The organism is Enterococcus sp. CWB-B31, from assembly GCF_020567645.1.
Classification (GTDB): domain Bacteria; phylum Bacillota; class Bacilli; order Lactobacillales; family Enterococcaceae; genus Enterococcus_L.
The window spans coordinates 1-1,259 of the sequence record NZ_JAJDJW010000038.1 but is presented as its reverse complement, the minus strand read 5'-3'; the positions used below and the strand labels follow the sequence as shown (position 1 = coordinate 1,259).

General features: G+C 38.9%; 1 protein-coding gene. It reads right to left on the bottom strand.

Annotated elements, in window-relative coordinates:
• On the bottom strand, nt 1-1,127 hold a 1,127-nt coding region (locus LI954_RS15970; RefSeq protein WP_229444973.1), incomplete at its 3' end, for an ISL3 family transposase.
• Between the last annotated feature and the right edge of the window lie 132 nt (nt 1,128-1,259).

Genomic DNA, 1,259 nt, shown 5'->3' with positions numbered 1-1,259 from the left:
CCATTTTCGTACTTGAAGAAAGCTTTTCTTACCGATCGTAGCTCTTCGGGTAGCTTCGTTGGCATCGTGCGAAGCAGGCGGAAGAAGTGATTCCCATCTTTCTCATGATAAGATGCCAATAGTTCTTGATAATACAAGTAGGCAGCCTTCAATTCAGAAGAAATCTTCAATAAACGATCGACCACTTCCGTTTCTGTCAGATAAGCCCATTTGAAATTTTTACGCTTCTTAAAGGTAGTAAAATCCAATTTGCTTTCTGGCTTCAGAAGTAATTTGTATAATGATTTTAATTGACGATATTGCTTCGCTTGTTCTTTATCGTTTTGATTGAACTCTTTCATCACACGTATTCGTACTTTGTTAAACCCCTTGTTCAAATGCTGGACAATGTGAAAACGATCAACGATGGCTTTAGCTTTTGGAAAACACTCTTTCATTAGCGCAAAGTAAGGAGCGTTCATGTCGGTCACAATGTAGCGAACCTGTTCACGGACTCTGAGATCAAAGCGCATGAAATAGGCTATTAGATCTTTCTTTTTGCGACTAGGTAGTATATCAAACAATTGCCCAGTCTCGCCATCCATACATGAAAAAGAGAACTTTCCATGATAACTTGTTAGTGAACGGAACTCATCAAATAATAGACAGTGAGGCAGCCAGTTCTTTTGTCTTTTGGTTTCAAGCGTGAGCGCCGACAAGGTGCGCTGCACCGTCGTCACTGACACACGGCAATGATTCGCAATGCTCTTCATTGATTGGTGTTCTGTCAATTCTTCAAGAACACGATAATGTACTTGCTTAGAGATAAAACAATGACGATTCACCAAATAGGTAGAAGCAGTGAAATATTTATGACAGGAACGGCAATGGTATCGTTGTTTTTTCAAGCGCAAATACGTTTGCTTATTGGCACAGCGGTTTAAGAGAATCATAGAGACCTTCTTCCCATTCTTTACAAAAGCATTACTAGGTGCTTTGCATAAAGGGCAACGGTGAAAAGCACGAACAAGCGCTGCTTCTGCGAGGATTACTTTCTTCCCTTTATAATCTGCTTCCTGACAACTTAGAATGTCAATATTTTTATCTTTCACTCCAAGGATTTGTTTGATAGAATCAAGTGTAGACATACATTCATTTTCCTTTCTAGTTGGTTTTGTGGTGATTCTATTCTAGCGGAAATGTTGTGTGTCTTCCTTGTTTTTTAATGAGAAAATAGGACCGATAGATTTTTTTCTATCAGTCCAATAAATTATAGAGCC